Origin of the sequence: Thiohalobacter sp. IOR34, assembly GCF_030406045.1 — a bacterium.
GTDB lineage: Bacteria > Pseudomonadota > Gammaproteobacteria > Thiohalobacterales > Thiohalobacteraceae.
The window spans coordinates 428,842-450,805 of sequence record NZ_CP128988.1 but is presented as its reverse complement, the minus strand read 5'-3'; the positions used below and the strand labels follow the sequence as shown (position 1 = coordinate 450,805).

At 67.9% G+C, this 21,964-nt stretch carries 18 protein-coding genes; 11 read left to right on the top strand and 7 right to left on the bottom strand.

The genetic code is table 11. The annotated features are described in order from the left end of the window. Positions 1-174 precede the first annotated feature (174 nt). Together QVG61_RS02145 and QVG61_RS02140 are read left to right on the top strand one after the other, a co-directional pair. Positions 175-1,083: a substrate-binding domain-containing protein gene (locus QVG61_RS02145; protein WP_289931683.1), complete on the top strand. Its 909-nt coding sequence runs from the start codon at positions 175-177 to the stop codon at positions 1,081-1,083. Positions 1,084-1,141: 58 nt separating this feature from the next. Beyond that, positions 1,142-2,821, top strand: coding sequence for a diguanylate cyclase (locus tag QVG61_RS02140; RefSeq protein WP_289931682.1), 1,680 nt, complete (start codon positions 1,142-1,144; stop codon positions 2,819-2,821). Here the strand turns inward: QVG61_RS02140 and QVG61_RS02135 are convergent. Genes QVG61_RS02135 through QVG61_RS02125 form a run of 3 tightly spaced genes read right to left on the bottom strand, consistent with a single transcriptional unit; the run spans position 2,749 to position 8,077 of the window. Next, positions 2,749-3,738, bottom strand: a complete 990-nt coding sequence (locus QVG61_RS02135; RefSeq protein ID WP_289931681.1) for a phosphotransferase — start codon at positions 3,736-3,738, stop codon at positions 2,749-2,751. The two genes, QVG61_RS02140 and QVG61_RS02135, sit on opposite strands and share 73 nt — an antisense overlap. A 22-nt stretch (positions 3,739-3,760) precedes the next feature. Continuing rightward, entirely contained in the window at positions 3,761-6,913 is a 3,153-nt protein-coding gene (locus tag QVG61_RS02130; RefSeq protein WP_289931680.1) for an efflux RND transporter permease subunit, read from the bottom strand. Positions 6,914-6,916: 3 nt separating this feature from the next. After that, positions 6,917-8,077 carry an efflux RND transporter periplasmic adaptor subunit gene (locus QVG61_RS02125; protein WP_289931679.1) on the bottom strand — a complete coding sequence of 387 codons (1,161 nt, stop codon included), beginning with the start codon at positions 8,075-8,077 and terminating at the stop codon, positions 6,917-6,919. Positions 8,078-8,268: 191 nt separating this feature from the next. Here QVG61_RS02125 and lptD point away from each other — a divergent pair, with 191 nt between their 5' ends. The 5 genes from lptD to QVG61_RS02100 all read left to right on the top strand — a co-directional run bounded on the left by lptD (position 8,269) and on the right by QVG61_RS02100 (position 13,521). Continuing rightward, a complete protein-coding gene (gene lptD, locus QVG61_RS02120; RefSeq protein WP_289931678.1) occupies positions 8,269-10,677 on the top strand; it encodes an LPS assembly protein LptD in 2,409 nt (802 codons plus the stop codon). An 8-nt stretch (positions 10,678-10,685) separates the two neighbouring features. Then, positions 10,686-11,978 (top strand): peptidylprolyl isomerase, encoded by a 1,293-nt coding sequence (locus QVG61_RS02115; protein ID WP_289931677.1) that lies wholly within the window; start codon positions 10,686-10,688, stop codon positions 11,976-11,978. Next, complete coding sequence (gene rsmA, locus QVG61_RS02110) at positions 11,978-12,757, top strand: 16S rRNA (adenine(1518)-N(6)/adenine(1519)-N(6))-dimethyltransferase RsmA (RefSeq protein WP_289931676.1); 780 nt, start codon at positions 11,978-11,980, stop codon at positions 12,755-12,757. Before QVG61_RS02115 ends, rsmA begins: the two co-directional genes overlap by 1 nt. 113 nt (positions 12,758-12,870) lie before the next feature. Next, positions 12,871-13,032, top strand: a complete 162-nt coding sequence (locus tag QVG61_RS02105; protein WP_289931675.1) for a hypothetical protein — start codon at positions 12,871-12,873, stop codon at positions 13,030-13,032. A 48-nt stretch (positions 13,033-13,080) separates the two neighbouring features. After that, positions 13,081-13,521, top strand: a complete 441-nt coding sequence (locus tag QVG61_RS02100; protein ID WP_289931673.1) for a universal stress protein — start codon at positions 13,081-13,083, stop codon at positions 13,519-13,521. A 47-nt stretch (positions 13,522-13,568) separates the two neighbouring features. Here QVG61_RS02100 and QVG61_RS02095 read toward each other — a convergent pair whose 3' ends face one another. Both QVG61_RS02095 and QVG61_RS02090 read right to left on the bottom strand, forming a co-directional pair. Next, positions 13,569-13,985 carry a hypothetical protein gene (locus QVG61_RS02095; RefSeq protein ID WP_289931671.1) on the bottom strand — a complete coding sequence of 139 codons (417 nt, stop codon included), beginning with the start codon at positions 13,983-13,985 and terminating at the stop codon, positions 13,569-13,571. A 145-nt stretch (positions 13,986-14,130) separates the two neighbouring features. Further along, a complete protein-coding gene (locus tag QVG61_RS02090) occupies positions 14,131-14,343 on the bottom strand; it encodes an acetyltransferase (protein WP_289931668.1) in 213 nt (70 codons plus the stop codon). Positions 14,344-14,779: 436 nt separating this feature from the next. Between QVG61_RS02090 and pgl the strand changes: the two genes are divergently transcribed. The 4 genes from pgl to QVG61_RS02070 all read left to right on the top strand — a co-directional run bounded on the left by pgl (position 14,780) and on the right by QVG61_RS02070 (position 18,107). Then, positions 14,780-15,532, top strand: a complete 753-nt coding sequence (gene pgl / locus QVG61_RS02085) for a 6-phosphogluconolactonase (protein WP_289931667.1) — start codon at positions 14,780-14,782, stop codon at positions 15,530-15,532. After that, positions 15,529-16,539, top strand: coding sequence for a glucokinase (locus QVG61_RS02080; protein ID WP_289931665.1), 1,011 nt, complete (start codon positions 15,529-15,531; stop codon positions 16,537-16,539). The genes pgl and QVG61_RS02080 overlap by 4 nt, the downstream gene beginning before the upstream one ends. 321 nt (positions 16,540-16,860) lie before the next feature. Next, positions 16,861-17,244 (top strand): Co2+/Mg2+ efflux protein ApaG, encoded by a 384-nt coding sequence (gene apaG / locus QVG61_RS02075; RefSeq protein WP_289931664.1) that lies wholly within the window; start codon positions 16,861-16,863, stop codon positions 17,242-17,244. A gap of 29 nt (positions 17,245-17,273) precedes the next feature. Next, positions 17,274-18,107 carry a symmetrical bis(5'-nucleosyl)-tetraphosphatase gene (locus tag QVG61_RS02070; RefSeq protein ID WP_289931663.1) on the top strand — a complete coding sequence of 278 codons (834 nt, stop codon included), beginning with the start codon at positions 17,274-17,276 and terminating at the stop codon, positions 18,105-18,107. Between the two features lie 510 nt (positions 18,108-18,617). Here QVG61_RS02070 and QVG61_RS02065 read toward each other — a convergent pair. Continuing rightward, positions 18,618-20,780: an amylo-alpha-1,6-glucosidase gene (locus tag QVG61_RS02065; RefSeq protein ID WP_289931661.1), complete on the bottom strand. Its 2,163-nt coding sequence runs from the start codon at positions 20,778-20,780 to the stop codon at positions 18,618-18,620. A 16-nt stretch (positions 20,781-20,796) separates the two neighbouring features. After that, positions 20,797-21,846 (bottom strand): glycosyltransferase family 4 protein, encoded by a 1,050-nt coding sequence (locus tag QVG61_RS02060; protein ID WP_289931660.1) that lies wholly within the window; start codon positions 21,844-21,846, stop codon positions 20,797-20,799. Positions 21,847-21,964 lie beyond the last annotated feature (118 nt).

The following is a 21,964-nucleotide window of genomic DNA, read 5'->3' as shown; positions in this document are numbered from 1 at the left end:
AGCTGTGTCTCCGGGCGGCAACCGGGCTTCCCTATCCCGCCTATCGGCGTCTCGGGGCCGTTCTTGATGCCGCTTGTGGTTCAATATCCACCGCTGGCAACCGATACAGCTGGAGAACTCCCGGCTCCTCCCACTGCCAGCCGGGCCAACCATGACAGTGGAGACAAGACGAACATGCCACTCGGATACCGCCAGTTCAAGACCCTGCTCGCCGCCCTGCTGCTGCTTGCCAATCCCTTGCACACGTTCGCCGCAAAAGCCGCTGCAAGCGATTCGGTCATCACCGGTGCCGGCGCCCATTTCGCCTGGGTCATCTTCGACGCCCTGAAACCCGACCTGGAACGCATCACCGGTCGGCGCTTCGATCTGCATGGCCTGAACTCCGGCCTCGGCCTGGGTTGCAAGGCCGGCATCAAGCTGGCCCGCCAGAACAGCCCCGAACATCAGACCTTCGGCTTCGTCTGTTGCCCGCTGTCCAAGGAGGAGCTGGCCGAGAAGGGCCTGGTTCTCTATCCCATCGCCCTGGAGCCCATCCTCATCCTGGTCAACGAGGACAACCCAGTGACCGGGCTGAGCAGCGCCCAGGTGCGCGCCATCTTCCGCGGCGAGATCACCAACTGGAAGGAGGTGGGAGGGCGTGACCAGGCCATCGCCGTGGTCACCCGTCTGCACTGCAAGAAACGGCCCGGACACTGGAAGACCATCCTGCCCAGCGACCGGGACTTCCGCGAGCAACGCCTCAATGCCTCCAGCGCCGCGGAGATGGTCAAGCGGGTGTCGGCCTTCCCCTCCGCCATCGGCCACATCGGCTCGACCTGGGACTTTGGTCCGCAGAGCCGGGTCCGCCCGCTGCGCATCGACGGTTTTGAACCAACGGCCGAGAACCTGAAGACGCACGACTATCCCTTCTTCCGGCAACTGTCGGCGGTCACCGACCACTCACCTTCCGCGGCCGTGCTGCGCGCCATCCATGAGGTCCAGCATGGCAAGGCTATGCGCGTCGTGGCCCGCCGCTATCAGCTGCTGCCCCTGGCCGGCGACGGGCAACAACACGAATCTCCCGCTCCCCTGGCACGCAGATGAGGAACCAGGTGCCAGCATGCGGTCATGAACCCCGGCCGGAGAGCGGAACGGACAGCCCATGCTGAACTCCTACCGTGCCCGGCTGATCGCCTTCCTCTGCGCCATCGCCTGTCTGGTGTCGGCCACCCTGGCCATCTCCTACTACAGTGCGCGGCGCATCATCTGGGAGGATGCCGACCTTCATCTGCAACGGACCGCCCAGTTCTACGAACGCAACCTGGAGGAACTGCGCCTCAACCTGGCCCAATACGCCGACATCATGCGTGACGATCTGCGGGTTCAGGAATACAGCTATGCCGTGATCCGCATCGGCACCGGCAACGAGGCCCTGCGGAATCTTCTGGATGAACGCTTCAGCCGCCTGCCGGTGGACGCCATCCTGATCAGCTGGAACGATGGCGCGGTCGAGCGCGGCGGCGATGCCGCGCTGCGCGAGGCGATCCTGAAGATGCCTGCCGGACTGCTCGACGGCACCTTTTACCTCGAACTGGGGAAGAACCTCTATCTGGTAGCCTCGCTGCCGCTGACCTACCATCAGGAGGAACTCGGCCGCGTCTCGGTCGCCACCCGTCTGGATACCAGCTGGCTGCTCCGCCAGCCCCGTGACGAACAGAGCCATCTGTTCTTCGCCCACGCCGAGCACCTGCTGGCGGGCACCCATCCAGGGCTGGAACAGATCCAGTTTCAGCCCGAGGAAGGCACGGCGCGGATCCAGGGCGAGCGCTTCAGCATGGTCCCCATCCGCCTGCCCGGCACCAGCCCCCCGCTGGCCCGGCTGTGGCTGGCCCAGTCGGAGTCCGCCCTGGTCGAGACACTGAACCGCTACAACCGCCTGATGCTGGGTCTGACGGTGCTGATCCTCGGCGTGCTGCTGACCGTCAGCCTGCTCGCCGTGAACGGTTTCAGCCGTCCCATCCGCCGCCTGATCGAGCTGACGAGGGAGATGGCCGAGGGCCGGCTGCCGACACTGCAGCGACCGCGGGGCGACAATGAACTGGACGTCCTGCTCAACCAGTTCATCGACCTGATCGAGGCCTTGCGCAACAAGCAGCAGGAGGTGGAGGAAGCCCACCAGCGGCTGCAGCGCTCGGCCACCACCGACGAGCTGACCGGACTCTACAACAGGCGCCACCTGAACGAACTCTATCCCAAGCTGCTCGCCCAGGCGGAACGCGAGGGGCTGTGCCTGTTCGCCGTGCTGCTCGACATCGACCACTTCAAGCAGATCAACGACAATCATGGTCACGCCGCGGGTGATGCCTGTCTGCAGCACTTTGCTGCGATCCTCACCACCAACACCCGCAACAGCGACTTCGTGTTCCGCATGGGCGGCGAGGAGTTCCTGGTTCTGACCATGGCCCAGGACGTGGAGACCGCCAGCGGCCTGGCCGAGAAGATCCGTCACGCCACCGAGACCGGCAGCCTCAACTACGGCGGCAGCCGCATCAGCTTCACGGTCAGCGGTGGCGTGGGCTGCATGGGCGGCACGCCCAGAATGGCCGGCATGTCCGGCAGCCAGCAGTCCTCACTGTCGCGCCTGGTTTCGATCTCCGACCATGCCCTCTATGTCGCCAAGCGGGCCGGCCGCAACCGCATCCATCTGAGCGAGGACTGCTGCGGCCCCAACAACCCCTGCGGCCGGTCAGGGCGGAAATCCCGGCCGTCTCAGGCCGGCACCTCCAGCGCCGGCAGCACCCGCTCGGCGATCAGACGCCCCAGCCATTCCAGCTCCGCATAGGCCGGCGCCACCTCGGCCACGTAACCGAGGGTGCGCGGGATATCCGCCAGATAGCCCGGCTTGGCGTCACGCAGACCGAGGCGGGCGAAGATGCCCGCCGCCTTGAGATGCCGCTGCACCCCCATCCAGTCGAACCAGCGCAGGAAAGTCGCTTCGTCCACCTCGTCTTCGTGCAGCACCCCGGACTGACAGGCCAGTTCGCGGTAGCCGAACGCCCAGTCCTCGACCTGCTGCCGCGGCCAGGCGATATAGCAGTCGCGCAGCAGCGAGACCAGGTCATAGGTGACGGGGCCGATCACCGCATCCTGGAAGTCCAGCACCCCCGGATTGTGCCGCTCGGTGACCATCAGGTTGCGGGAATGGAAGTCGCGGTGGACGCAGACCTGCGGCTGTTCGAGCGCCACCCCGGCCAGGCGCTCGAAGCTCGCCTCCAGGCGCTGCGCATCCTCGGCACCGAGTTCGATGCCGAGCTGGCGGCCGAGCAGCCAGTCGCGGAACAGGCCCATCTCCTCCAGCAGCAGCCGGCGGTCATAGGCCGGCAGCTCGTCGCCCCGTGGCCCGCAGGCCTGGATCACCGCCAGGGTACCGAGGGCATCGCCATAGAGGCGTTCGACGCTACCCGCATCGAGCGCCGACAGATAGCTGCACTCCCCCAGATCGTCCAGCAGCAGCAGGCCGCGCGCCTCGTCCCGCGCATGGATCTGGGGAACATGCACGCCGATCTCGCGCAGCCGTTCCGCCACCGCCACGAAGGGCCGCACGTCTTCCTTCTCCGGCGGCGCATCCATGACGATATGGCTGCCGCCCGGATGGCGGACCCGGAAATAGCGCCGGAAGCTGGCGTCGGCCGAGGCCGGGCTCAGTTCGAAGCCGGAACTGCCGAGAACCTCGCTCAGCCAGTCCTGCATCAGTTGCATGCGTGTATCCAACTTTCTCTCCTCAACGGGGTGCGTTGCCAGATGCCGACCGGACGAAACGGCTGCGCAGCCACTGGCGCAGATCATCGGCGACGAGATAGAAACAGGGGATGCCGACCAACACCAGAGCGGTGGCGAACAGCAGGCCAAAGCCCAGACTGACCGCCATCGGCGACAGGAAAGCGGTCTGCCCGGTGGCGAAGAAGATCAGCGGCGAGATGCCGAGGAAGGTGGTCACCGTGGTCAACAGGATGGGGCGAATACGCACCCGCCCCGCCTCCAGCACCGCCTCGATGCGTGCCTGCCCGGCCTGGCGCCGGCGCTTGACGAAATCGACCAGGATCAGCGAATCGTTGACCACGATGCCGGTCAGGGCGAGAAAGCCGATGACCGACAGGAACTGCAGATTGAAGCCGAACAGCAGATGACCCACCACCACGCCGATGGCACCGAAGGGGATGGCGAACATCACCACCAGTGGATCGAGCAGGGAATTGAACAGGGCGGCCAGGATCAGGAAGATGATCACCAGCGAGATCAGCAGGGCACGCTTGGCATCGGCCATGGAATCGGCCGCCTCCTTCTTCTCGCCGAGAAACAGCAGCCGCACCCCGGCATCGGGGCGCATCAGTCCGGGGAAGGCCTGACGCAGCTGCTCGCTCACCTCGATGGCCGTGGTCACCTCGGTGTCCACCTCGGCACTGACCGTGGCCAGGCGCTGACCGTCGCGGCGGTTGATGCTGTTCAGCGCCCGGCCGACACGGATATCAGCGACCGTGCCCAGGTACAGCAGCCGGCCATCGTCCAGCACCAGCGGCAGGCGTGCCAGGGCGGCATCGTGACGCACCCCATCGGGATAGATCAGCCGCACCGGGATACGGCTGTCGCCATAGGTCACCTGGACCACCTCGCTGCCCAGGTAACCGGTGCGCACCACCTCGGCGAGCTGGCTCTGAGTCAGACCCAGCTGGCGACCGCGGTCGTTGAGCCGGTACTGGTATTCGAGCTTGCCGACATCCAGATCCTGGCGCACGTCGTGCACCCCGGGAAGGCGTCGCAGATAGTCGCGGATCTCCTGGGCGCGGACACGCAGCTGGTCGATGTCCTCGCCCAGCACACCGACTTCGATGTCGGAGCCGGCCGGCCCACCCTGGGGACGCAGGATGGACATGCGCTGCAGGCCGGGCAGACGCTGCAGGCGCTCGCGCAGGGCGTTGATGATCGCCTCGGTGGAACGTTCCCGGGTGCCCTCACTGCCAAGGCGCAGGTTGATCAGCGGTGTGATATAGCGCTCGATGAAGCCCTGCGGGCGGGGCCGTTTCAGATCGATGATCAACTGGATGTAGCGGCTGCCGAGCCGCGAGCGGTTGAAATCGATCAGGGCCACGCCGACGTTGGTGAGCAGGGTGTCCAGCTCGTCCTCGTCCAGGGTATCGAGCACGATCTGCTCCATCTGCGCGGCCAGCCGGGCGCTCTCCTCCAGGCTGTAGGTATTGGGCGCCTCGGCATTGATGAAGAACTGGCCGATGTCGACGTGGCCGAACAGGTTGAAGGGCACCCGGGTGACGGCGAAGGCCAGGGTCAGGAGCAGCAGGCTGACCGAGAGCAGGACCACGAAGTAGCGGTTGTGCACCGCCCAGCCCAGCAGGCGCAGATAGCGCTGCAGCCAGGCCTGCCAGTCGATGCGGCCGCGGCGCCGGTCGGCAGCCGGCTTCAGCCGCAGCAGGTCGTTGGCATGGGAGGGCAAGACCCCGAAGGCCTCCCACAGCGAACCGAGCAGGGCCGCCGTCACCACGACCGGGATCACCGCGATAAAGGCGCCCATGGTGCCACCGATGGCGAACATCGGCAGGAAGGCGGCGATGGTGGTGGCGGTCGAGGCGACCACCGGCCAGAACACCTCGCGTGCCCCCTGCTCCGCCGCCAGCCGGGCTGTCGCCCCGTTCTCCAGATGCCGGTAGATGTTCTCGTTGACGATGATGGCATCGTCGACGATCAAACCGAGGGCGATCAGGAAGGCGAACAGCGACACCATGTTGATGGTATAGCCGAGATAGTGGATGCCGATCACCGCGATCAGGAAGGAGACCGGGATGCCCATGGCGGTGATCAGCGCGATGCGGAAATTGAGAAACAGGTAGAGCGACAGCAGCAGCAGTGCCAGACCCATGGCACCGGAGGACTTGACCGTTTCCAGGCGGGTCTTGACGTACACCGAGAGATCGCTGAACAGTCCCACCTGCAATGACGGTGGCAGTTCGCCACGCAGGCCCGCGGCCAGGGCACGGATCCGCTCCGAGACGCGAATGGTGGAGGCATCGGCGGTCTTGGTCACGGTGAGATTGACCGAGGGCTTGCCGTTGAAGCGCCCCAGGGTCCTGGCCTCCTCCAGGCGCAGGCCGATCTCCGCCAGTTCGCCGAGGGTCAGCACGCCGCCCTGCGGGTTGCTGCGCACCGGGATCCGGCCGATGGCCTCCGGTTCGGGCGGCACCCCCATGCCACGCAGCAGGATGTCGCCCTCGCGCGCCTTGAGCGAGCCGCCCGGCAGATCGCGCAGATTGTCCCGCAGCGCACGCCGCACCTGGCCCAGCGACACCCGGCTGGCCGCCAGCCGCTGCGGATCGACCTGCACCCAGAGTTCCCACTCCCGGTCACCGGCAACCCCCACCGAGGCCACCCCGGGCACTGCCAGCATGCGCTGCTTGATGTGATCCGCCACCTGGTAGAGATAGCCGCGCGCCACCTCGCCATAGAGGCTCATGCTGATCACCGGGAAACGCGTCTCCAGCCGCAGCAGTTCCGGTTTCTCCGCCTCCTCCGGCAGATCGCTGATCTGATCCAGCGCGCTCTGCGCATCGCGCATGAATTCATCGACGTTGCTGCCCGGTTTCAGCTTGAGGGTCACCACCGACTTGCCCTCGCTGCTCAGCGAAGTCATCACGTCGATGTCCGGCATGTTGTCGAAGGCCTCCTCGATGGGCAGGGTCACCTGCTGCTCGACCTCCTCCGGTGAGGCGCCCGAAAACAGCGTGGTGATGCTCACCATGTCCTTCTCGACCAGCGGGAACATCTCCTGGGGCATGGCGTTCCAGGACAGCACGCCGACCACCAGTACCAGCACCAGCAGCAGGTTGGTGATCAGCGGATGCCCGATGGAGTAGCGGATCAGGAACATGCTTCAGTCTGCGACGCTGACCCGCAGCCCATCGCTGAGCGCCGCCACGTCGCGCGCCACCACCCGGTCACCCGCCGTCACCCCGCCGCGCAACACCTGGCGGTCACCGATGCGCGGGCCGGGCTCGACGCGGATGCGCCGCAGGCGGTCGCCGTCGAGGCGGAACACATAGCTCGCACCCTCCTCGTGCAGCACCGCGGTCACCGGCACGCTGAGCACAGCGTGCAGGGGCGGCAGGGCCAGCTCGGCGCGGGCCCAGTCGCCCGGCCGGATGCGGTCGGCCTCGATCCGCACCCGCAGCGCATGGGTGAAGGTCTGCGGATCGGGATCCGGCTGCAGGGCCTGGACCCGACCGCGCAACCGCCTGCCGTCGAGTTCCAGCTCGACCGTGTCGCCCAGCCGCAGGCCGCGCGCCACCTCGCCGCGGACCTCGGTGTAGAAGTCGAGCGCCCTGGCGTCGACCAGCTCCAGTGCCGGACCACCGGGACTGACGTAGTCACCGACCTCCAGCGCCACGCTGTTGACGGTGCCGGCAAAGGGTGCCCGCAGGGTGCAGCGTGCCAGGTCGCGCTCGGCCCGGGCCACCGCCGCCCGCCGCTGGGCGAGGCGCGCCGCGGCACTGCCCACGCTGTAGCGCAGCCGCGCCTGTTCCGCCTCCAGCTGCGCCAGGCGGATGCGGGCATCGTCCAGCCTGGAGGCCGCCACCAGCGACTTGCGGCCGAGCGCCTGCAGCCGTTCCACCTCGGCCGCCTGCAAGCGGGCATTGCGCTCGGCCAGCTCCAGCAGCCGCCGGTCCCGCTCGATGCCGGCCTGCTCCAGACTCAGCAGGGCGCGGGCCTCGGCCAGGGCATCGCGATAGTCGCCGTCATCGAGCTGCAGGAGGATGCCATCGGCAGCCACCCTGTCTCCGGGCTCCACCGCCCGCGAACGCAGCCGGCCGGCCACCTCGAAGCGCAGCGTGACGCGCCGCGCCGGCTGCAGGCGGCCACTGATCCGCTCCATCGGTTGCAGATCGACCGGCTGCACCACCGTCAGCACCACCCGCGGCGGCAACGGCGGCGTGAGGGGCGCCTCGGGCCGGGGCCGGGTGAAAACCAGCAGCAGCGCCACGGCGAGCAACCCCAGAACGAGGAGACTTTTGCGTGCCAGAGCGGCGTGAATCACGTGAAACCACACGAAATGATTGAAGGGAAAGCCATTCTATGCGATTTTACGGGGCGCCCGCCAGGCGTCTGGCGGCGCCTTGGTCCGGGAAACGGCCGGCTCCGGAGCGGGGTCGATGCCAGCCGGTCGATCCAGCCAGAACAACACGGACAGGTCCGGTGACGACTGCACCGGGGCCGGCCAGAGAACGCGTGACGACAAGCAGATCCCTTCCCCTGTGGCTGGCCCTGGTGGCCCTGCCCGCCCTCGCCGCAGACCCGGCACCGGCCTGGCAGTGTCAGACCGACGCTACCGGCCGTTGGCGCTGCCTACCGGCCGGCGAGACACCTGCCGCGGCCCCCGCCGCGCGCACGGCTGCGCCGGCAGCCGCCGCGGCAACCACCCCGGCCAGGACCCCGCCCGCCGGCACCCAGGCGGCTGCCCGCCCCCTGGTCCAGGCATCCCCCACTGTGGCCACCCCTTCCCTGCCCAGCCAGCGCCAGCTCCTGTGCCGCCGCCGCCCTGGGCTCAGCGCCCCGCTGCCCGGGCCGGAGCAGGTGGAGACGCGCCTCGATGCCAGGCAGGCACGGATCGAGCAGGGCACCCGCTACCTGCTCAGCGGCGATGCCCGCATCGAACGCAGCGGCCAGCGGCTGCGCGCCGACCGGCTGCGCTACGACGAGGCCGCGGGCACCGCCGACGCCGAGGGCCATGTGCTGCTGGAGGAACCCGGCCTGCGCATCGAGGGCAGCCGTGCCCATCTGCTGCTGGACGAGGACCGGGGCGAGATCGAGGACGTGCGCTACGACCTGTTCAGCCGCTATGCACGCGGCAGCGCACGCATCGCCTACCAGGACAGCCGCACCCGGAAACGCTTCGAACAGGCCACCTACACCACCTGCGACGAAGGCGCCGAGGCCTGGCGGCTGAAGGCCCGGGAGGTGAAGCTGGACGAGGCGAAGGGGGTGGGTCGCGCCAGGCACGTGATCCTGGAGCTCGCCGAGATCCCGGTCTTCTACACCCCCTTCATGAGCTTTCCGCTCGACGACCGGCGCAAGTCCGGTTTCCTGGTCCCCAGCTGGGGCCGCTCGGACGAGTCCGGCGCCGACGTCCGCCTGCCCTATTACTGGAACATCGCCCCCAACCGCGATGCCACCATCACCCCGCGTCTGCTCAGCGACCGCGGGGTACAGCTGCGCGGCGAATACCGCTATCTGCAGCGTCATGGCGAGGGCCGGCTGGACCTCGAGTACCTGCCCTCCGACAAGGCCTTCGGCAACCAGACCCGCAGCCTGTTCTCGTTGCGCCACAGCGGCCGGCCGACGCGGCAGATCGGTATCAAGCTCGATTTCAAGAACGTCTCCGACGCCGAGTATTTCGAGGATCTCGGCGACAACCTGGGACTGTCCGCCACCACCCACATCCGGCGCGTCGGCGAGCTCAGCTACAGCGCCCGGGGCTGGAACCTCACCGGGCGGCTGGAGGACTTCCAGACCGTCGACCGCACCATCGCCGCCAGCAACCGCCCCTACAAGCGGTTGCCGCAGATCCTGTTCCGCGGCCAGCCGGCCAGCCGCCCCTATGGCCTGGAGCTGCGCCTGGACGCCGAGGCCGTGCGCTTCGACAAGGACGCCGCCGTCACCGGCACTCGCTTCGACCTGCGCCCCGAGGCTGCCCTGCCGCTCGGCGACGCGGCCTGGTACCTGACCCCCAGGCTGGCGCTGCGCCACACCCGCTACAGCCTGCAGAACACCGCCCCCGGCGATCCCGACAGCCCCAGCCGGACCCTGCCCATCGCCAGCCTGGATGGCGGCCTGTTCCTGGAACGCGACAGCCGCTGGTTCGGCCACTCGCTGCTGCAGACCCTGGAACCACGCGCCTTCTACCTGTTCGTGCCGAAACGCGACCAGCTCGACCTGCCGCTGTTCGACACCGGGCTGCGCGATTTCAGCTACCAGCAGCTGTTCGCCAGCAACCGCTTCAGCGGCGCCGACCGCCAGGGCGACGCCAACCAGCTCACCCTGGCCCTGAGCAGCCGGCTGCTGGACCCGGCCAGCGGCCGTCAGCTACTGCGCCTCAGCCTGGGCGAGATCTTCTATTTCCGCGACCGCGAGGTGATCCTGCGCAGCGGCGATCCGGTGGAACAACGCAGCAACTCCAAGCTGGTGGCGCTGCTCGACCTCGCCCTGCAGGGCGGCTGGACGCTGAGCAGCGGCCTGCAGTGGGACCCGCGCAGCACGCGCAACGAACGCGGCAGCCTGCGCCTGCGCTACCAGCCCGATGCCCGGCACAGCCTCAACCTGACCTATCGCTACCGCCGCGACCGTCTGGAGCAGGTCGACGCCTCGGCCTTCTGGCACCTGACTCCGCGCTGGCACCTGGTCGCCCGCTGGAACTATTCCCTGCCCGACCGACTCTTACTGACAGGATTGGGTGGCCTGGAATACGAGAGCTGCTGCTGGGTGTTCCGCATCCTCGGCCGCAGCTACATCAACGACACCCAGGGCCGGCGCAACAACAGCCTGCTGCTGCAACTGGAGCTCAAGGGGCTGACCAGTTTCGGCGACCCGATCTCCGAACTGCTGCAAAATGATATCCTTGGTTACCGGACCTATCCCTGAAGCATCGCATGAACAGACATCTTCTTTCTCCGCTCCTCCTCGCCCTGCTGCTCCTCGCCGGCCTGGCCCAGGCGGCCGTGCAGCCGCTCAACCGTATCGTTGCCGTGGTCAACGACGACGTGGTGCTGGAGAGCGAACTGCAGCACAAGCTCGAGCTGGTGCGTGAACAGTTGCGCGAACGCGCCACCCAGCTGCCCCCCGAGGACCAGCTGCGCAAGCAGGTGCTGGAGCGTCTGATCCTGGACAAGCTGCAACTGCAGCTCGCCGAACGCAGCAACATCAAGATCGACGACGAGGCATTGAACGCCAGCCTGCGCAACATCGCGCGCAGCAATGGCATGACCCTGGACGAATTCCGCCGGGTGCTGGAGGAAGACGGCCAGTCCTATGCCGCCTTCCGCGAGGCACTGCGCAACCAGTTGCGGATCAGCCGGTTGCGCCAGCAGCTGATCGGCAACCGGGTCAACGTCTCCGAGCAGGAGGTCGACAACCTGCTCGCCAATGAAGCCGCCTGGGGTGACCAGAGCCGCCAATACCACATCGCCCACATCCTTATCGCCAGCCCCGAGGCCGCCTCGCCGGACCAGCTGCGCGAGGTCCGCCAGCGGGCCGAGTCGGTGCTGCGGAAGCTGCGCCAGGGCGCCGACTTCGCCAAGCTGGCGGTGGCCTACTCCAATGGCCAGCGCGCCCTGGAGGGTGGCGACCTGGGTTGGCGCAAGCCCTCCCAGCTGCCGAGCCTGTTCGCCGACCGGATCCGGGACATGAAGCCGGGCGAGGTCAGCGACCTGATCCGCAGCTCCAGCGGTTTCCATATCATCAAGCTGATCGAGGTACGCGGTGACGACCGCCGGGTGATCACCCAGACGCATGTCCGCCATATCCTGCTGCGCCCGGATGCGATGCATTCCGAGGCCGAGGTACGCCAACGCCTGGAACAGCTCAAGGAGCGCATCGAGAACGGTGACGACTTCGACACCCTGTGCCGTTCACATTCCCAGGACAAGGTCTCGGCCGCCAAGGGTGGCGATCTCGGCTGGGTCGGCCCCGGCGAGCTGGTACCGCGCTTCGAGGAGGCCATGCGCAAGCTGCAGCCCGGGGAGATCAGCGAACCGATCAAGACCCGCTATGGCTGGCACCTGATCCAGGTGCTGGAACGGCGCAGCCATGACAGCACCGCCGACCTGCGCCGCGCCCGGGCCCGCGAGATCATCCGCAAGCGCAAGACGGAAGAGGAGCTGCAGCTGTGGCTGCGGCGGCTGCGCGACGAGGCCTACGTGGAGTATCGCGATAGCACGGGCTGATGAGCCACCGCCCCCGCAAGCGCTTCGGCCAGAACTTCCTGCACGACCCGGAGATCATCCGGCGCATCGTCGAGGCGGTGAATCCGCAACCCGGCGAGACGCTGCTGGAGATCGGCCCCGGCGAGGGGGCCATCACCCTGCCCCTGCTGGAGGCCTGCGGTCGGCTGCAGGTGGTCGAGCTGGACCGCGACCTGGTCGGCCCGCTGGCGGAACGGGCCCGCGGCCGTGGCGAGCTGAGCGTGCACAACCAGGATGCCCTGCGCACCGACTTCTGCGCCCTCGCGGGGGGACGGCGGCTGCGTCTGGTCGGCAACCTGCCCTACAACATCTCCACCCCCCTGCTGTTCCATCTGCTGGAGCAGGCCCGCTGCCTTGAAGACATGCACTTCATGCTGCAGAAGGAGGTGGTGGAGCGCATGGCGGCCGCCCCAGGCACCCCGGCCTACGGTCGGCTGTCGGTGATGATCCAGTACCGCTGTGCGGTGACGCCACTGTTCCTCATCGGCCCCGGCGCCTTCCGCCCCCCGCCCAAGGTGGACTCGGCCTTCGTGCGGCTGGTCCCGCACGCGCAGCCGCCGGTCGAAGTCCCGGACGAGGCGCTGTTTGCCCGTCTGGTGCAACAGGCCTTCGCCCAGCGCCGCAAGACCCTGCGCAACACCCTGCGCGGGCTGCTCGACGAGGACGCTATCCGCAGTTGCGGCATCGACCCCCAGGTGCGGGCCGAACAGCTCGATCTGGCGGCCTTCGCCACCCTCGCCAACCGGGCCGCCGGCCACTGAGGCGGTTCAAGGATCGTCCTGCGGGGCCGAAACAGCTCATAGAGCAACACGGCCCGGTTCAGGCCTCGGCCCTGAACCGGCGCCGCCCATGTGACACGAACAGACGAGCGTTCATGAACAAGCGCAGCAGACAGCGACTGATCGACAGCCTCATGGCCCTCGCCGGTATCGGCCTGGTCGTGGCCATCTTCGCCCTGGCCATCAAGTTCGCCCCCAGCGACCCCTTCTCCGACACCGAATTCGTGCAGGACGTCGGCCGCCGCAACAGCTACTGAGCGTCTTGCCGCCGGCTGCTATACTCCCGGCTAACCCGGGAGCCATCCATGTCCGATTACACCCACATTCTGGCCGCCGTCGACTTCATGCCGGACCACCGCCAGGTCACCGAGCGGGCCGGTGCACTGGCCCGCCAGAACGCCGCCCGCCTGACCCTGGTGCATGTCGTCGAATTCCTGCCCATGGAACTGGCCGACGAGCTGGTGCTGCCCAGCGACGTGGAACTGGAGAGGCAGCTGGTCGAGGTAGCTGAGGCACGGCTGGAGGCCATCGCCGCCGAGCTGGAGGGGATCCAGGACATCGAGCGCCGGGTGGAGATCGGCCCCACCCGCCATGAGATCCTGCGTATCGCCAGCGAGGAGGCCATCGATCTGATCGTGATCGGCAGCCATGGCCGCCATGGCATCGGCCGGCTGCTGGGGTCGACGGCCAACGGCATCCTGCACGGCGCGCCCTGCGACGTGCTGGCGGTGCGCATCCGCGGCTAGCGGCTAGCGCTTCTGACTTCTGACTTCTGACTTCTGACTTCCAGAAACTACCAGCGACGGCTGATCGAGAAATACAGGCCCGAGGCCTGCTCGGGGATGGCACCGGTACCGACCGCATCCAGCACACGCCGCTGGCGACGCACCTCGGCCGGTTCCGACCAGCTGAGCCCCATCTGCACGCCCTTGCGACCGAAAGGCTGCCCCAGATCGAGCTGCCCGCCCCGCACCAGGCGTTCCAGCTCCGGCCGGGTCACGGCCTGGTTCAACCACTGGATGTCGAGCTGTTCGGCCAGCCCCTGGACGGGCTGCAGGGCCAGACGGGCACCGCCCAGGCGCAGCGCCTGCTCGGTCTCTGCATCCCCCGGCGCCGCGGCATGCACCGAGGTGGTGAGCACCACACCCACCCCGACCAGCACGGCCAGCAACAGCAGGGGATCCAGCCTGCGGAAATGATGGTGACGCATCGGACTATCCTCTCTTGGCTCAGGCATCGGCCCTTTGGTCCCGATGATTGCAAGGATCGGGCCCAATACCGGAAACTTGAGTCCATCCTGCGCCAAGCTGCTGATAGTTACCGAGAACGCCGTCACACGGCGGTGATCTGGGGTATCAGCCGTGCGCCTTGTAGTCGACGTCGATCCAGCAGGCCGGCAAGGCCTCGCCGGAGGGGAACGCCAGTTCCGACTTGGCAAAGCGGCTGCTGTCCTGCAACTCCTCGCCGGCGTGGAAGCGACCGCTCACCGCCTCCTTGCAGGGATCGAACAGGGCATCCAGGTCGAGCACCTCGACCAGGTCGCCGGTCGGTACATGTTTCAGGAACATGGAGTATCTCCTTTGCGGGTTTCGTGATGGCTATTAACCCGGCAACTAACATATGCCGTGTTCAGGGCTTCAGGCCTGTTCCGGGACAAGGCGCGGCCCGCCGGCAAGGGTCGGTCTCCTTGTCAAGGGCCGGAACGCCGGACCGGGACAGGCCTGAAGCCCCGGTCATTCCATGATTCAATGGGTTCGGCCGCCGTGTGCCTGCCTGCGGACGGCGTTATCGAACCTTGCCGTAGGCATGCTACAGCGGCGTTTCGATGCCTTGCCGCAGGCAGGCACACGACGGCTGAACACGGCATATGTTAGTTGCCGGGTTAATAGTGTACTGCGCCAGCCCCCCTGCTGCAGCCGCCGGCTCCGCGGTGCATTTCCAGCCCCGCGGCTTTGTGCAACACTTGTCTCTTGCAGGCCCGACCAGACAATGGAGACCTCCAGGATGCACATCACCGACCCCCGTCAGGTCAGCGTCCTGCCCTCGCCGGAGGCGCTGGCGGAGGCCGCCGCCCGGCGGATCGACGAGGCGGCGCGGGCGGCGATCCGCGCCCGCGGCGCCTTCCACATCGCCCTCGCCGGCGGCAGCACGCCGCGGCGTCTCTACCGACGGCTGGCCGAGTCCCCCTTTGCCGAGGCCATCGACTGGAGCCACATCCACGTCTATTTCGGCGACGAGCGCGCCGTGCCCCCCGACCATGCGGACAGCAACTACCGGATGGCCGAAGAGGCCCTGCTGTCACGGGTCCCCATCCCCCGGGAACAGATCCACCCCATGCGAGCCCGGCCGGAACGGATCGAGACGGATGCCGCCAGCTACGCCGAACTGCTGAACCGCTGCCTGCCCCGGGAAGACGGCCTGCCGCGCCTCGATCTGGCCCTGCTCGGCGTGGGACCCGACGGCCACACCGCCTCACTCTTCCCGGGCACCCCGGTACTGGAGGAACGCCAGCGCCTGGTGGCGCCGGTGTACGTGGAACGGCTGCAGAGCTGGCGCCTGACCCTCACCTACCCGGTGCTGGAAGCGGCGCGTGGCCTGCTGTTCCTGGTCGCCGGCAGCGACAAGGCACCCATCGTGCACCGTCTGTTCCGGGAGCCGGAAACGGGCGCCCCTGCGTTACCGGTGGCCGCCATCCGCCCCGGCGGCGAGGTCCAGTGGCTGCTCGATGCCGCCGCGGCCGAGGGTCTGCAGCCTTGAGCCCCCCCGGACTGCTGGCCGGCGACATCGGCGGCACCCACTGCCGCCTGCAGCTCTTCACCCTGGAGAACGGCTGGCCGCACAGCCGCTGCGAGTACAGCTACCCGAGCCGCGACTACCCTCGGTTCGAGCCCCTGCTGGCCGACTTCCTGGCCCGCTGCGGAACCGCGCCCGAGGCCGCCTGCCTGGCGATCGCCGGGCCGGTCCAGGACCGGGACGGGCAGCAGCAGGTCGACACCACCAACCTCCCCTGGCAGCTCGACAGCCGCGCCCTGGCCACCGCCAGCGGCATTCGCAAGCTGCGCCTGGTCAACGACTTTGAGGCCATCGGCCATGCCCTGGATGTCCTCAGCGACGGGGATCTGGCCATCCTGCAGCAGGGCCGGCCGCGGCCCCGGGCCCCCCGCGCCCTGATCGGCGCCGGCACCGGCCTCGGGGTGAGCCTCATGGTCTGGGATGGCGAGGGTTATCAGGTATTGGCCACCGAGGGCGGGCATGTCGACTTCGCACCCCAGAACAGCCTGCAGTGCGAACTGCTGCATGCCCTGCAGGCCCGCCACGGCCCGCATGTCTCGGTCGAGCGCCTGCTCTCCGGACCAGGACTGGCGGCCCTCTACGCCTTCTTCGAACAGCGCCTCGGCCAACCGGCCTCTACCGAGGTCGAGGCGGCCCGCCGTGCCGGCGATGCCGCTCCGGCCATCGGTCGCCTGGCCCTGGAGGGCAGCGACCCCCTGGCGGTGCGCAGCCTGGAGGAATTCGTCCGTATCTACGGCGCCCAGGCCGGCAACCTGGCCCTCGGTTGCCTGCCCTTCGGCGGCCTCTACATCGCTGGCGGCGTCAGCCGCCGCCTGGCACCGGCGCTGCAGGACGGGCGCTTCCTGGAGGCCTTCCTCGCCAAGGGACGCATGCAGCCGCTGCTGCGCGACATTCCGCTGCGGCTGATTCTCCATCCCGACCCCGGCCTGCTGGGTGCCGCGCGTCTGGCCGCCGCCCTGGCCAGCGCCTGAGGCAAGCCGCGCGCCTGGCCAGCCTATGCTAGGATGTGCGGCTAGCCCGGATATTGCACGAAGGATTCGAGTTTCAGGGCGAATCTGGCCAAGCAGCTTGTTCGATCGCCCGCCGAAGCATAGCCGTAGCTAGGGTTCAAGAGGGATCGGGCAAAATGCGACGCCAGATTTGGTCTGAACTCGAATAGGCACAAACTGTAACAGGGCACAATTGCTCGCATAGGGAATTACTGCCTTGATAAATACCGAAAAATTACGCTTTCAAGGCCGCCTTCGTGCAATATGCGGGCTAGAGTGAATCGTCCACACAAAGCCTTCAACATGAACAATCCCTCGACCCACAACATCCAGGTCAGCGTCGAGACCGACTATGTCGAGGAACAGTCGGATCCCGCCCAGGACCGCTATGTCTTCACCTACACCATCACCATCCACAACGCTGGCCAGCTGCCGGCCCGGCTGCTGTCGCGCCACTGGCTGATCACCGACAGCAACGGCAAGCAGCAGGAGGTGCGCGGCAAGGGCGTGGTCGGCGAGCAGCCCCGGCTGCAGCCCGGCCAGAGCTTCCAGTACACCAGCGGCACCCTGCTGGAGACCGACGTCGGCAGCATGCGCGGCAGCTACCGCATGGTCGACGACGAGGGGGTGGAGTTCGACGCCGAGATCCCGGCCTTCAGCCTCTCCGTGCCGCGCGTCCTGCACTAGGACCTGTTAACAGGCCCTAGCAGATTCTCATGGCCGTCTATGCCATCGGCGACATCCAGGGTTGCTTCGCTGAGCTGCAGCGGCTGCTGGAGCGGCTGCGCTTCGATCCGGCCGATGACCGGCTGTGGTTCGCCGGCGACCTGGTCAACCGCGGCCCGCAGTCGCTGGAGACCCTGCGCTTCGTGCGCGAGCTGGGCGATCGCGCCGTCAGCGTACTCGGCAACCACGACCTCCACCTGCTGGCCGGCGCCTACCATACCGAGCACATCAAGAAAAAGGACACCTTGCACCCCATCCTGGAAGCACCCGACAGGGATGAACTCATCGACTGGCTGCGCCAGCGCCCGCTGCTGCACCACGATGCGGAACTCGGCTACACCCTGATCCACGCCGGCCTGCCGCCGCAGTGGGACCTGGCCACCGCCCAGGCCTGCGCCCGGGAGATGGAGGCGGTCCTGCGCGGCGATGCCTGCTCCGCTTTCCTCGAGGTCATGTACGGCGACCGGCCAGACCGCTGGGACGCGGCACTGGAGGGCTGGGACCGCCTGCGCTTCATCACCAACTGCTTCACCCGGCTGCGCTACTGCACCCCCGACGGCACCCTCGGCCTGGCCTACAAGGGGCCGCCCGGCAGCCAGCCGCCACCCTACCGTCCCTGGTTCGAGATCGAGGAGCGGCGGTCACGCGAGCTGAACATCCTCTTCGGCCACTGGTCAACGCTGGGCAGGGTGCGGGCGCCGGGGGTATTCCCGCTCGACACCGGTTGCCTGTGGGGCGGGGAACTCACCGCCCTGCGTCTTGACGGCCCGCCCCGGTGGCTGCAGATCGACTGTCCCGGCGCCCTGCGCCCTGGCGATGACTGAGCGATGGCGCTCTCACGGGCGGCGTACCCTCACACGATTCGTCCTGAGCATCGAATCCCTGGCGCAATAGGCGGGCCAGGAGTCTGTCAACACCACGCCAATCGCGGCCTGGAGACCGCTCCTACCAGGGTGCCGCCACGCCCCCCGTAGGAGCGGCCTCCCGGCCGCGATCGGTCAGGATCCGCGGCCATGCCCGCCGCATGTGCCACGGCTGGCCGCGCCCGCGGGTTAATCCCCGAGACCAGGGTTCGTTCCATGGCCCGGGGTCTGGCGAGGCGGCAGGATGGGGATGCCCCAGTCGTTGTGAGTCGATCGCGGCCTGAACCACGCCGCCCCCTTGTGCCGCCATGCCCCCCGTAGGAGCGGCCTCCCGGCCGCGATCGGCCAGGATCCGCGGCCATGCCCGCCACATGTGCCACGGCTGGCCGCGCCCGCGGGGGCTAGCTAGTCCACCTATTGCACGAAGGATTCGAGTTCCAGGGCGAATCCTTGGTGCAATATCCGGGCTAGCTAGACCACCACCGCGACCTCCACCGCCCCCTCCTTGCGCAGCACGTTGATACCGACGTCGTTGGCATGCCGGGTGAGTTCCAGCTCCACCACGCCGCCGCCGACGCGGAGGTTGTCGATGTGGATGCGATGCAGGTAGTCCGGCAACTGCGGATGATCGAAGCGCACCTGCGGGCTCTCGGCCGAGAAATGCAGTCCCAGGCAGGCCTGCAACAGCTGGAACACCACGCCACTGGCCCAGGCCTGGGGCAAACAGGCCACCGGATAGCGGATCGGGCCCTGGTGGGGACGCCGGCGGAAACCGCAGAACAGTTCCGGCAGCCGGTGCAGGTCGAGGTCGATGCTGGCATCGAACAGACCGGTCATGATGCGCATCGCCTCGTCGCGGAAACCGTAGCGCGCCAGGCCGGCGGCGATCAGGCCGTTGTCGTGCGGCCACACCGAACCGTTGTGGTAGGACATGGGGTTGTAGCGAGCCTCCCCCTGCGCCAGGGTGCGCACCCCCCAGCCGCTGAAGCTGTGCTCATCGAGCAGGACATGGGCCACCTGGCGTGCATATTCCCGGCTGGCGATGCCGCTGAACAGGGCATGGCCGGCATTGGAAGCACGCACCGCACAGGGCCGGCCATCGCCGTCCAGGGCCAGGGCATAGGTCCCGAGTTCCTCGACCCAGAAGGCCTCGTTGAAGCGCCGCTTGAGGTCGGCGGCCTGGCGTTCCAGCGCCTCGGCCCGGCCGTGCTCGCCGAACAGTACCGCCAACCGCGCCGCGCTGCGCTTGGCGGCATAGACATAGCCCTGCACCTCGCACAGGGCGATCGGCCCCTCGGCGTCCGAGCCGTCGGCATGGAATACCGAGTCGTCCGAATCCTTCCACCCCTGCTGCACCAATCCCCGCTCGGCGTGGCGCTGGTAGTCGACGAAGCCATCGCCGTCGCTGTCGCCGTAGTCGTCGATCCAGGCCAGGGCCGCCTCCAGATGCGGCCAGATGGCCTCGAGGAAGGGCCGGTCACCGCTGCGCTCGTAGTAGGCGCCGGCCAGCACCAGGAACAGGGGTGTGGAATCCACACTGCCGTAGTAACGGCCAAAGGGAATCTCGCCCAGCGCCGCCATCTCACCACGGCGCAGCTCGTGCAGGATCTTGCCCGGCTCGGCATCACGCGCCGGATCCAGGCCGGTGGCCTGGCGGGCAGCCAGGAAGGCCAGCACGCCGCGCGCCAGGGCCGGTGCCAGCCACAGGTACTGCAAGGCGGTGATCAGACCGTCGCGGCCGAAGGGGGTGCTGAACCAGGGCACGCCGGCGTAGGGATAGGGACCCTCGCGGGTCTGGCTGGTGAGCATGCGCAGATCGGCGGCAGAGCGGTTGAGCCAGTCGTTGAACTGTTCGTTGGAGGTGAACACCCGACCCACCCCGGCATGTTCCGCCGCCAGCCGCTCGGCGCTGCGGCGCGCGGCCTTGGCGAAACTGAGACGGCCGCCCTTCGCCTCCCCGGCCTCACAGCCGAGCGCCAGATTCAGCTCCACGCAGTGGCGTGGAGTGACCCGCAGTCGGAAACGGGCACGACCGGCCTCCAGCTCCAGCGGGTCACGGTTGAAACTCAACCGGGTGTAACGTTCCACAGTATCGAGGCCCCGGTAGCCGAGGCGCACCTCACGCTTGCCGATCTCTGCCGGCAACAGCTCGCCGCGGCGCGCCCGCTTGAGACCGCGCACTTCAAAGATGTCGGCGAAGTCGGCGGCAAAGGCCAGCTCCAGATCCAGCTCCAGGCTGTGCTCACCATAGTTGTAGAGGCGCACCGACTCGTGCAGCGTCCCCTCCCAGAGCAGCTTGCGACGCAGGATATGCAGGCTGTGACCGGGCATGTGCCAGCCGGCGGCGGCCAGCTCGGGCATGGTCAGGTCGACGATCAGCTCGCGGTTGTCCTCGCTCACCGAGGAGTTGAGCAGCAGCGGCCGTTGACCATTGATCCTCAGTTCCAGGAAGGACAGATGGCGGGTACCCTGGTGGAATAGCCCCTGTTCACCCAGTCCCAGGCGCTGAAAGTCGCCGAAGCGGTCGTGCACGGCAAAGGTCTCGTCCTGCTTGAGCACGCGCGTGCGATCGTCGGCCCGAGACGAGCCGGCCAGCACGTAGACCTGGTCGTTGACCTCGATGACGTCTTCCACGGCACCTCCAGCGGGTTCAGACCGCCAGGCGCGGCTGCCGATGCTGCGCCAGGGCGGTGCGATAGGTAGCCACGTAGTCCTGCGCCATGCGCGCCGCGGTGAAGCGTTCCTCGAAGGCGCGGCGACAGTCGCGGCGGTCGATGTCATCCAGCCGCCCCAGTGCCGTCACGGCCTGATCGACGCTGTCGACGATGAACCCACTGCGCCCCTCCTCGATGACCTCGGGCACCGAACCGCGCCGCCAGGCGATCACCGGCGTGCCGCAGGCCATGGCCTCTGTCATCACCAGGCCGAAGGGCTCGGGCCAGTCGATGGGGAACAGCAGGGCACGCGCCGCGCCCAGGAAGGCGCCCTTGTCGGACTCGCCGATCTCACCGATGAACTCGATCAGCGGGTGGTCCATCTGCGGCGCCACCACCGTCTCGTAGTACTCCCGGTCCACGGCATCGACCTTGGCGGCAACCTTCAGCGGCAGGCCGGCGGCCTTGGCGATCGCCAGTGCCCGCTCGATGCCCTTCTCCGGCGAGATGCGGCCGAGGAAGGCCAGATAGCCACCGTCACCGGACCCGAAGCGGTACAGATCCGCCGGCAAGCCGTTGTATACGGTCGCCAGCCAGCCCGCCTGCGGCAGCGGCCGGCGCTGGTCGTCGGAGATCGAGATCACCGGCAGGTCGTGGTAGGCCTGGTACAGCGGGCCCAGCTCCGGCAGGTCGAGGCGACCATGCAGGGTGGTGACGTGGGGGAGGGACAGGGCGCGCACCAGGGGGAAGTGCAGGTAGTCGGTGTGGAAGTGGACGATGTCGTAGCGGTCGGCGTCGCGCAGCACGCGATCCATCAGCAGCACGTGGCTGGCCAGCGGGTCGCGCCGTTCCGGCGCCAGCCGCAGCCCCTCCGCCACCACCGGCACCAGCCTGGCGCGGGTGCGCGAGTCACCGCTGGCGTAGAGGGTCACCTCGTGGCCGGCATCGACCAGCGCCTCGGTGAGATAGGAGACCACGCGCTCGGTGCCGCCGTAGGTGCGCGGCGGCACGCTCTCGTGGAGGGGGGCAACCTGGGCAATCTTCATCGAAGCAATCCTCCCGAACGAGCAGAAAATCACCAATCGACAAAAATCGGTCGTTGCCCGGCCCTTGCCGGGCGGACAGGAACGGCACCGATCAGATGGTGGCAGGGGGAAGGGATTT

What these genes read in the sequence shown, in the direction of transcription:
- QVG61_RS02145 (WP_289931683.1), top strand. Translation starts at nt 175, where the DNA reads ATGCCACTCGGATACCGCCAGTTCAAGACCCTGCTCGCCGCCCTGCTG.
- QVG61_RS02070 (WP_289931663.1), top strand. Translation starts at nt 17,274, where the DNA reads ATGGCCGTCTATGCCATCGGCGACATCCAGGGTTGCTTCGCTGAGCTG.
- QVG61_RS02140 (WP_289931682.1), top strand. Translation starts at nt 1,142, where the DNA reads ATGCTGAACTCCTACCGTGCCCGGCTGATCGCCTTCCTCTGCGCCATC.
- rsmA (WP_289931676.1), top strand. Translation starts at nt 11,978, where the DNA reads ATGAGCCACCGCCCCCGCAAGCGCTTCGGCCAGAACTTCCTGCACGAC.
- QVG61_RS02130 (WP_289931680.1), bottom strand. Translation starts at nt 6,913, where the DNA reads ATGTTCCTGATCCGCTACTCCATCGGGCATCCGCTGATCACCAACCTG.
- QVG61_RS02095 (WP_289931671.1), bottom strand. Translation starts at nt 13,985, where the DNA reads ATGCGTCACCATCATTTCCGCAGGCTGGATCCCCTGCTGTTGCTGGCC.
- QVG61_RS02060 (WP_289931660.1), bottom strand. Translation starts at nt 21,846, where the DNA reads ATGAAGATTGCCCAGGTTGCCCCCCTCCACGAGAGCGTGCCGCCGCGC.
- apaG (WP_289931664.1), top strand. Translation starts at nt 16,861, where the DNA reads ATGAACAATCCCTCGACCCACAACATCCAGGTCAGCGTCGAGACCGAC.
- QVG61_RS02100 (WP_289931673.1), top strand. Translation starts at nt 13,081, where the DNA reads ATGTCCGATTACACCCACATTCTGGCCGCCGTCGACTTCATGCCGGAC.
- QVG61_RS02135 (WP_289931681.1), bottom strand. Translation starts at nt 3,738, where the DNA reads ATGCAACTGATGCAGGACTGGCTGAGCGAGGTTCTCGGCAGTTCCGGC.
- QVG61_RS02090 (WP_289931668.1), bottom strand. Translation starts at nt 14,343, where the DNA reads ATGTTCCTGAAACATGTACCGACCGGCGACCTGGTCGAGGTGCTCGAC.
- QVG61_RS02105 (WP_289931675.1), top strand. Translation starts at nt 12,871, where the DNA reads ATGAACAAGCGCAGCAGACAGCGACTGATCGACAGCCTCATGGCCCTC.
- pgl (WP_289931667.1), top strand. Translation starts at nt 14,780, where the DNA reads ATGCACATCACCGACCCCCGTCAGGTCAGCGTCCTGCCCTCGCCGGAG.
- QVG61_RS02115 (WP_289931677.1), top strand. Translation starts at nt 10,686, where the DNA reads ATGAACAGACATCTTCTTTCTCCGCTCCTCCTCGCCCTGCTGCTCCTC.